Here is a 9,611-nt window from a genome sequence, read left to right on the forward strand (position 1 = left end):
GGCGCAGGTCGCGGCTGCGATGGCCAAGTGCTTGTATATCATGATATTTTGCAATACTCATCTCCTTATTTTGAGAAAAAATTCGTAAAAACCTATGCAGATATTGGAACAACCATTAGAAATGCGATCCAATCTTATGTAGACGATGTGAAAACAGGCCAGTTTCCTGAAGAAGAGCATGTATTTAATGCACAACCTGCCCATATTCCTTCTTTGTATGGTGGCTCCTCTGAGAGCAGCAATCTTAACATAACTGAAAATAAGGACCTCGCGAATAAGGAGGTCAAATTGAAATGATCATTTGCCGCACGAAAGCTGAACTAAAGCAGCAGTTAACTGCTGTGCGCAAGGGAAATAAAAGCATTGGTTTTGTGCCAACTATGGGTTATTTGCATGAAGGTCATGCTTCCTTAATGCGCCAAGCACATGCCGAAAATGATACCGCTGTGCTTAGCATATTTGTTAATCCACTGCAATTTGGACCTAATGAAGATTTGGATCGGTATCCACGAGATGAGAAGCGTGATTTTGCGCTTGCAGAAGAATGCGGGATCGACATCGTGTTTATTCCTTCCGTTCAAGAAATGTATCCGAATAAGCCGCTGACAATGGTCATTGTCAATCAGGTAACGGATCGTTTATGCGGCGCTTCCAGACCTGGACATTTTGACGGAGTGGGAACGGTAGTTAGCAAGCTGTTTCATTTGGTTGCTCCTGATCGTGCTTATTTTGGCATGAAGGATGCTCAGCAGGTTGCTGTCATTCAGCAAATGGTTGGAGATCTTAATTTTCCAGTGGAAATAGTGCCAAGTCCAATCGTTCGAGAACCGGATGGTCTTGCTTTAAGCTCAAGAAACGTATTTCTTAATGCGGAGCAGCGTGAGCAGGCAGTCGTTTTGTCCAAAACGCTGCAGCAGGCTTCTGACTGGATGAATGAGCCTGATATGACCGCTGAGCGGCTGGAGGCTAAAGTGAAGCTGCAATTGGTGAAAGCGAGTGAAGCTGTAATTGATTATGTGGAGCTGCTTCACTATCCATCCCTGCAGGTGCTAGATGCAAAAGTTTTATTAAATACGATTCAGCAACCGTTAATTTTGGCATTAGCTGTAAAGTTTGGCGCAACAAGGCTTATAGATAATCGGATATTACAGATAGCGGAGGTGAACCAGCATGTTCAGAACGATGATGAAATCCAAGTTGCACCGGGCAACAGTAACGGAAGCGAACCTGAATTATGTCGGTAGCATTACAATAGATGAAGATTTGATGGATGCAGCTAACATATGGGAAAATGAAAAGGTTCAAATCGTTAACAATAATAATGGTGCTCGCTTTGAGACTTATGTCATAACAGGTGAACGCGGATCTGGCGTAATTTGCTTGAATGGCGCAGCCGCTAGACAAGTTCAGCCAGGCGACCAAGTGATTATCATTTCTTATGCGATGATGACTGACGCTGATGCTAAAGCACACAAACCGATTGTAACGATTTTGGATGCGAACAATCGTCCCTTGACCATTTTAAACGAAGAGCTGCACGCGACAATCCTGTAATTTGATCTTTCACTACGTTAGTCCCTGTATTATGTAACGAATGGGATGCTGTATGAAAAGCGGCGTTGAGACAAAAAATGAACATAACACTCCTTAATTCTTTGGCGAAGGCGGGATGCGGTATGTTCCAGCATATGTTTTCATCCATGAACGAAATGCTTGATCAAATTATTGAACAGTACGATGGTGCAGGTGCAAGTGAAAAGCAGCAGTTCGAACAGCAAATGCTTGAGCTCAAAAAAGTAAGTGACACATTTATTGAACAATGGCTTGAATTTGAAGAGAAGTTTTCTGAGTTCAAGGAGCAGCAAGGCGATCAAGCAGCAGTATCGCAAGTTCAGGAACAAGCCCCAGAAGGGGCGGTTCAATCAAGTGTACCTGTAAGTATCGCAGTCAGCAGTCCAACTTCAGATTTTGAAATCTCGGACGAGCTTGCTGCGGTCATCTCCAAAGGGCAGGGCTACTACAAGCTATTTATGTTTTCGCAAGCAGCAGTGCAATTTCAAGCGGCTATTCTACAATCGCCGGAATGTAATTTGGCTAGACTGTTTTTGGGCATGACTCAGATGCACCTCCAGAACTGGAGTGAAGCTCAGCGGCATTTTCAATTGCTGATTGTATTGACGGACTTCCCCAARTGGCTTGCAATGGGCTATAATGCGCTAGGATGCATTCAAGCGGTGCAAATGAATTTGGCACAAGCAGAGCAATTATTTATGAAAGCTTATGAGGTCTGTCCCAGCTTCAAGGATCCGTTAAACAATTTGAAATCATGTCAAGAAACACCCAAGCACTTATCGTTATATTTCGGAAGCACGGAGCTGTGCTGTTTGTGAGAGGATCGGGGAATAAATGAAATTTGCAGTATTGGATTTAGAAACGACGGGACACAGCTCGGATGATGATATTTTGCAGGTTGGGCTAGTCATCGTTTCAGAGGAGCTTGAAATTATCGATACGTATAGCTCCTTTGTTCGACCTAATATCCCGATACCGGCCTTCATTACACAATTAACAGGCATAGATGAAACGGTCGTTGCGGATGCCCCAACTCTCAAAGAGGTTATTGCAGGGCTGGTTCCGTTATTGGATGATGCCGTTTTGGTCGCTCATAACGTTGGCTTTGACGCCGGTTTTTTAAACCAAGCATTAGCACGATGCGGTCGGCGTCCTTTTGCAGGACGCAGGCTGGATACCATTGAATTATTACGAATTTTATATCCTACAATTAATACGTATCAGCTTGGAGCTGTTTCTGAGCTCTTTGGAATACCACATGATCAACATCACCGCGCGGACAGCGATGCAAATGCAACTGCGCTATTGCTAATTGAAACGGTAAAAAAGCTTCGCAAATTGCCGCTGCTTACTTTGCAGCGGCTTTCCACGCTTGTAGATGACGGCAGCGATTTGAGCTGGTTTATTAAGCATACTGGGCAGCAGATGGAATATAGTACTGTATTCGAATCGAATGAATATGACTATTTTAATCAATTTGCATTGAAGGTTCGCGAATGGAGCGATGAACAGCCTCCGCGTTCAGGCGGCACAAGTGTGCTGCCATTAACAGATGTTTCATTTGACAATTATTTAGCTGATGTAAGACAACGCTTCGAACAGAAATTTGAGAATTATGAGGAAAGAGAAGCGCAGGTAGCCATGTTTCAAGAGGTGCACAGCGCTCTAAATCAGAATCAGCATTTACTTATAGAAGCAGGGACAGGAACAGGGAAGTCGCTTGGTTATTTAATTCCTGCGCTTTATTATGGCATTCAGAACGGCAAAAAAGTTGTCGTTAGTACGCATACAATCAATTTGCAGGAGCAGCTTCGTCAACGCGATTTGCCATTGCTTGAGGAAATACTGCCATTTGAGTTTAGAGCTTCGATCTTTAAAGGCAGAGGGAATTATTTATGCTTGCGCAAATTTGAAGGTAAAATCAACACAAAAGATCTTGTATCGCCGATTGAGGATACGGTTACAGCTGCTCAAATGGTCGTATGGCTTGGAGAAACGGAAACTGGCGATCAGGAAGAGCTTAACTTCGGCAACAAGGGTGCTGAGTTTTGGTCTACGGTAGCGAGCGATACGGATTCATGCCTAAATCGAGCTTGTCCTTGGTTCAAAAGATGTTTTTATCATCGCGCGAAGCATGAAGCAAACATTGCTGATGTTACGATAACGAATCATTCAATGTTATTTACGGATGTTCAAGCAGATCATCGTTTATTGCCTTCCTATACTCATCTCATTATTGATGAAGCACATCATGTGGAAGAGGTTGCAGGCAAGCATCTAGGTATGCAAATTAACTACTTCTCTTTGACGCAGGCTGTTCTTCGGCTTTATAAAGATGCGCGCTCTGGATTATTGCCTGGGCTTCGCCAGAAGCTTATGTATGAGGATGACGCACATCAAGCTTCCTGGTTAGAGACGATTGATACCGTTATTCCTATTTTCCAAGAAATTAAGGAGCACTGGGATAAGCTGTTTGAAATGTTTTATAGCTTTACTTCAACTTCATCGGATGGACCAACTGAGAATGGTCAGTCGGTATGCCGCCTTAAGAAAAACGAGCTTCCAGCAGGCTGGGAGGACGGTGTTACGGTTGAAGGAAATATCCACACTGAACTTAACCGAGTCATTCGAACCGTCGATAAAATGGTTACCGATATTAAAGACCGTGTTGACGATTCCGGTGTTCAAGCGATAATAACGGATTTAAATGGCGCGGTACGTGATTTGTCTCGACTTAAGGATGAGCTTAGAACGTTTATCACCTTAGAGCTTGTGGACTCTGTGTTTTGGATTGAAGCAAGCAGCGTATACCGCTACAGATCTGTGCAGCTATACGGTGTGCCAGTAGATGTAAGCGCTCAGCTGCAAAAATATTTTTTTGATGTCAAAGAAAGTATCGTATTAACCTCTGCAACGTTATCTGTGCAAAAATCTTTTCAATACGCGGAGGAGCAGCTTGGGTTAACTGGATATGAACAGCAGGGCAGGCTTAAAACCGTTCAATTGCCTTCTCCGTTTAATTACCGGGAGCAGGCATTAGTTGTCATTCCACGCAACTTCCCAGTACTCAAGGGAGCAGCTGTAGATGACACCTATTTGGATATGCTTGTAAAATCGCTTTCTGATGCTGCAAAGGAAACGAAGGGCAGAATGCTAGTGCTGTTCACGTCCTATCGCATGCTGAGGCAGGTCTACGAGCCGCTTAAAGAGCTTTTAAGCGTTGCAGGAATTCAAGTACTAGGACAAGGAATAGACAGCGGCAATCGCACGAAGCTTACAAGACGTTTCCGTCAAACGCCAGAGTCCGTTTTACTTGGCACGAGCAGCTTCTGGGAAGGTGTAGATATACCCGGAGAAGCTCTGATTTGCCTTGCCATCGTTCGTTTGCCATTCCAACCGCCTAACCATCCCTTAGTGGAAGCAAAAGCTGAGATGCTGCAGCGGCAGAAACAAAATCCTTTTATGAAATTGTCGATTCCCCAAGCCGTCATTCGCTTTAAACAAGGCTTTGGGCGTCTAGTAAGGACTTCACAAGACAAAGGGATCGTAATCATATATGATACTAGAATAATCGACACTTACTACGGTAAACACTTCTTATATTCACTGCCAGGACCAAAAATCGAAACGATGCATATGGATCAAATGGTCGTGCGAATGAGAGAATGGTTAACGGATGAAAATGCAGCATTGCCGCAGGAAAATCAAGCTGTGTCTAGCGAAGAGGAGGAAAAACGATGAAGCAAACGAAAATATCGGAGGCTGTCGTCAGAAGGCTTCCCGTTTATTTGCAAGTACTAAATGAAATGCTTAATCGTGAGATTCAGACCATTTCTTCGCAGGATTTAGGCACAAAGCTTGATTTAAATCCTGCTCAAATTCGTAAAGATCTCGCTTATTTCGGAGAGTTTGGACGGAAGGGCGTAGGCTACGATGTTGTATATTTAATTGAGAAGATACGTCAAATTTTGAAGGTTGATCAGACGATAAAGGTTGCGTTGGTTGGAGCCGGCAATCTAGGTCATGCCTTATGCAATTACAATAAATACTCCAAGGATAATATGCAGATTACCGCCGTGTTCGATGTACATCCGAGCAAAATTGGAACGAGCATTAATAATTTGATTGTAATGCCGATGAGCGAGCTTGCTGCAACGGTTGCAGAGCAAAATATTCGGATCGGCATCATTACCGTTCCAGCATTTGAAGCACAAAATGTAGCTAATCAATTTGTCGAAGCAGGCATAGAAGGAATATTGAATTTTGCCCCTGCTATTCTACGAGTACCGGATGAAATGCGAATACATAATGCTGATTTCACAAGGGAATTGCTTAGCTTAGCCTATTATTTAGCCAAAGAGGGAGAGACGCAGGATGAGTCAGATTTGGATTGAAAATGGTTTGTTTATAACGATGGATGACGAAAATCCATCATTTAGAGGACATATGGTTGTATCCGATGATCGGATTAGTTATATAGGTACGGCTGTTCCTGAACAGCTTTCTGAAACGGTGCAAAAAATAGACGGCAGCAAGCTGGCTTTTATGCCAGGACTTATTAATACTCACGGACATGCGGCGATGAGCTTGCTTCGCGGATATTCCGATGATCAGAATTTGCAGGTTTGGCTGGAACAGAAAATGTGGCCAATGGAAGGCAAATATGTTGATCAAGATACACGTGCAGGAAGTTCTCTAGCGATCGTAGAAATGCTGAAATCAGGTACAACAGCTTTTGTTGATATGTATGATCGCATGGATCAAGTTGCTCAAATGGTTGAGCAAAGCGGTATCCGCGGTGTTTTGACAAGAGGCGTTATCGGACTATGTCCACCAGATGTACAGGAAGCTAAGCTTGCTGAGGCAATTGCTTTTGCCCGTGATTGGAACGGGAAAGCCGATGGACGCATAACCACGATGATTTCTCCACACGCGCCTTATACATGTCCACCAGCATATATTGAACGTTTTGTACAAGCAGCTCATGACTTTGATTTGCCTTTGCACACGCATATGTCGGAAACGATAGCGGAAGTTGAGCAAAACGTGCGTGATTATGGACTTCGTCCGGTCGAACATTTGGATCGATTAGGCTTTTTCTCACGTCCTGCACTTGTTGCGCATGCCGTACATCTGAATGATGCTGAGATCGAGCTGCTTGCTGCTAAAGGAGTTGCGGTTTCACATAATCCTGTAAGCAATCTTAAGCTTGCTAGCGGCATTGCACGTGTTCCTGATTTGATTCGCGCAGGTGTTAAGGTATCGCTTGGAACAGATAGTGTGGCAAGCAACAACAATCTTGATTTATTTGAGGAAATTCGATTCGCGKCTTTGCTTCATAAAGGTGTATCTGGAGATCCTACTGCTATCCCTGCTTTGGAAGCATTGAAGCTTGGTACAGTGAATGGGGCAAAATCCATTTGGCAAGAGAAGAGCCTTGGTAGTCTAAAAGTAGGCATGAAGGCAGATTTCATCGCTATTGATATTGAACAGCCGCATTTCTACCCTCAGACGGATATCGTATCACATTTGGTCTACTCAGGTTCAGGCCGCGATGTGCGGCATGTATGGATTGATGGAAGACAAGTATTGAAAAACGGCGAATGCACTTGGCTTGATGAGGAGAAAATTCGTTACGAGGCACAAGCGAGCTTTGATCGCTTGCTGCAAGCTTAATGCGAGCAACAGCAAGGAAACGAAAGCCGTTTATGACACTTAAGCGATGGTTGTTGTTAATTACAGCATTCCTCTTGCTGCTTCTAACCGTTTCCTTTATCTATTTCCGTGAAGTTCAGTCCCCTGAGTGGACAGCAATTAATGCGGCGAAGGAACAAGCGACTAAAGCAGCTGATCTTATCGAGATAGAAAAGGTACATCATCATATATGGCAAAAAAACAGTTGGGTCGTTGAAGGTATTAATCAACAGGATGAACATGTATACGTATGGCTGACTGAGAAGCAACAACCAGTTATCATGAGAGCGACGGAAGGCATTTCTGAGAAGTCACTCAAAGATGATTTCATCAGCAAGAGGCCATTGGCAGAAATAAAGAGAATTCAGCCGGGTCTGCTTGATGACAAAACGGTGTGGGAGATCTATTATAATGACGGTGAAAAGCCTGATCWTTACCGATATGATTTCTACCGTTTTGATGATGGTGCATTTATTGATTCTTATACGTTACCAGCAAAAACGGGGCCATAAGGCTCCGTTTCCTTTTATTGATGGACGATTCTTGCATAATTTCATGATATACTTTCGTATAGCGGTGTTGATATACGGAGTGTTCATAAATTTATTGCAGGAGGGATTTTCATAATGATGAGACCACGTGTAATACCAATCGTGATTACTGCTGCAATTTCCGCTTCCGTTTTGTTCGGAGGCTGGGCTGTATATAATCAAGTGGCTGTAGCAGCTCCATTAGAGAAAGTTACAAAAGGCATTAAAGGTATTGTTTCTTCAGAAAAACCAGTTATGGATCGCAATAAAGTAGCTATTTCTCTTGAATTAACGCCGGATGCGAATCTCCGGGACATCTATGAAAGTATTGCGGCTAACGGAAAAGATGTAGTTGGCGACCGTAAGCTTGAGCTTAATATAGAAGAAAAATCGAATAAGCAGCTTGAAGATCTGTGGTATGCTTCCATGTWTGAAGTTGCAGAGGCGATGGAGCGCAAAACCTACTCTCATATTCCAGATGCGATGAAAGAAGCAGCAAAATCCATGAAAGATGTCACCGTGACGACTGAAATGGATGATACGAATGTGTATATTACGATTAAAAATAATGAAGCGGTGAAATATATCGTCCTGCCACGCACGCCAAACCAATTGGAGGCATGGTAATATGATGAAATATGGTAAAGAAATTGCGATAGGCTCACTTCCTGTTCTTATTGCTTTTTTTATATATATTGGACAAAATGTTGTTCCCATCGTATTGCTGGGTGTGTTAGGCTTTGCCGTAGTTTATGCAGCACGAGGTAGAGGCAAGCTGACCGCGTTGTCTAGCCAGAAGCGGCGTTCTGAGGAGAAAATGACACCACTCACCTTTGAGGAAATCGGAGGTCAGGAGCGTGCCAAGCAGGAGCTTGTAGAGGCGCTTGATTTTCTCGTTCATCAAGAACAAATTGCTAAGCTTGGTATTCGGCCATTAAAAGGCATCTTGCTGTCTGGCCCTCCAGGAACAGGAAAGACGCTGCTTGCTAAGGCAGCTGCTCAATATACTGATTCGATTTATTTGGCTGCATCCGGCAGTGAGTTTGTAGAAATGTATGTCGGTGTAGGCGCAGGACGTATTCGCGACCTATTCAAAGAGGCGCGTACAAAAGCCAATAAAGCGAAAAAAAGCAGCGCTGTTATATTTATTGATGAGATTGAAGTCATTGGCGGCAAACGAGATGGCGGTCAGCAGCGCGAGTATGATCAAACCTTGAATCAGCTATTAACCGAGATGGATGGTATTTATGCAAATGAATCTCCACGTATTTTGTTAATTGCGGCTACTAACCGTAAGGAAATGCTCGATAGCGCATTGCTCCGTCCAGGTCGATTTGACAGGCACATCGGTGTTGAGCTTCCTGATAAAAAGGGCAGATTGCATATTTTGAACATCCATGCGAAAAATAAACCTATCCGCCCAGGCGTGAATTTAGAACGGATTGCGAGTGAATCCTTTGGTTTCTCAGGTGCACAGCTAGAGAGCGTCATGAATGAAGCGGCGATTTATGCGATGCGTGAGAGCAGTGAAACCATCGCTGAACAGCATTTATCGATGGCTATTGATAAGGTTTTGATGGGTGAAAAAACGGATCGTGAGGCATCAAAAGAAGAGCGTGAACGGATTGCACTTCATGAGCTCGGACATGCAATTATGGCAGAACTAATGCGTCCAGGCAGCGTGTCACAGGTTGCTTTGTCTCCGCGCGGTCAAGCGTTAGGTTATGTTCGTCACAATCCGCAGCAGGATCAATATTTGTACACAAAACAGTTCCTTAACGGTCAAATTATGATTGCATTAGGCGGAGCCGCTGC

The 9,611-nt window shown here is 43.7% G+C and carries 10 protein-coding genes; all 10 read left to right on the plus strand.

Annotated features, from left to right (window positions below; genetic code table 11):
* On the plus strand, positions 1-297 hold a 297-nt coding region (locus tag AC1DSE_RS23135; RefSeq protein WP_477528249.1), incomplete at its 5' end, for a 3-methyl-2-oxobutanoate hydroxymethyltransferase.
* Positions 294-1,244 (plus strand): pantoate--beta-alanine ligase, encoded by a 951-nt coding sequence (panC, locus tag AC1DSE_RS23140; protein WP_477509633.1) that lies wholly within the window; start codon positions 294-296, stop codon positions 1,242-1,244. The genes AC1DSE_RS23135 and panC, both read left to right, overlap by 4 nt.
* Complete coding sequence (gene panD, locus AC1DSE_RS23145; RefSeq protein WP_076265703.1) at positions 1,171-1,554, plus strand: aspartate 1-decarboxylase; 384 nt, start codon at positions 1,171-1,173, stop codon at positions 1,552-1,554. The genes panC and panD overlap by 74 nt, the downstream gene beginning before the upstream one ends.
* Positions 1,555-1,676: 122 nt before the next feature.
* Positions 1,677-2,390 (plus strand): hypothetical protein, encoded by a 714-nt coding sequence (locus tag AC1DSE_RS23150; protein ID WP_477509632.1) that lies wholly within the window; start codon positions 1,677-1,679, stop codon positions 2,388-2,390.
* Positions 2,391-2,406: 16 nt separating this feature from the next.
* Positions 2,407-5,313 carry an ATP-dependent DNA helicase DinG gene (gene dinG, locus AC1DSE_RS23155; protein ID WP_477509631.1) on the plus strand — a complete coding sequence of 969 codons (2,907 nt, stop codon included), beginning with the start codon at positions 2,407-2,409 and terminating at the stop codon, positions 5,311-5,313.
* Positions 5,310-5,966, plus strand: a complete 657-nt coding sequence (locus AC1DSE_RS23160) for a redox-sensing transcriptional repressor Rex (RefSeq protein ID WP_076265706.1) — start codon at positions 5,310-5,312, stop codon at positions 5,964-5,966. Before dinG ends, AC1DSE_RS23160 begins: the two co-directional genes overlap by 4 nt.
* Positions 5,947-7,248, plus strand: a complete 1,302-nt coding sequence (locus tag AC1DSE_RS23165) for an amidohydrolase (protein ID WP_477528250.1) — start codon at positions 5,947-5,949, stop codon at positions 7,246-7,248. The genes AC1DSE_RS23160 and AC1DSE_RS23165 overlap by 20 nt, the downstream gene beginning before the upstream one ends.
* A 32-nt stretch (positions 7,249-7,280) precedes the next feature.
* On the plus strand, positions 7,281-7,778 hold the full coding sequence (locus AC1DSE_RS23170) for a cell wall elongation regulator TseB-like domain-containing protein (protein ID WP_477528251.1): 498 nt from the start codon (positions 7,281-7,283) through the stop codon (positions 7,776-7,778).
* A gap of 114 nt (positions 7,779-7,892) precedes the next feature.
* On the plus strand, positions 7,893-8,423 hold the full coding sequence (locus AC1DSE_RS23175) for a hypothetical protein (protein ID WP_477528252.1): 531 nt from the start codon (positions 7,893-7,895) through the stop codon (positions 8,421-8,423).
* 1 nt (position 8,424) lies between these two features.
* The coding region (locus AC1DSE_RS23180) for an AAA family ATPase (protein WP_477528253.1) at positions 8,425-9,611 on the plus strand (1,187 nt) is incomplete at its 3' end.

It is taken from the genome of Paenibacillus sp. 01L418, assembly GCF_056400045.1.

Excerpts from the sequence above, each read along its gene's own strand:
- panC (WP_477509633.1), top strand. The coding sequence starts at position 294 with ATGATCATTTGCCGCACGAAAGCTGAACTAAAGCAGCAGTTAACTGCT.
- panD (WP_076265703.1), top strand. The coding sequence starts at position 1,171 with ATGTTCAGAACGATGATGAAATCCAAGTTGCACCGGGCAACAGTAACG.
- dinG (WP_477509631.1), top strand. The coding sequence starts at position 2,407 with ATGAAATTTGCAGTATTGGATTTAGAAACGACGGGACACAGCTCGGAT.
- AC1DSE_RS23160 (WP_076265706.1), top strand. The coding sequence starts at position 5,310 with ATGAAGCAAACGAAAATATCGGAGGCTGTCGTCAGAAGGCTTCCCGTT.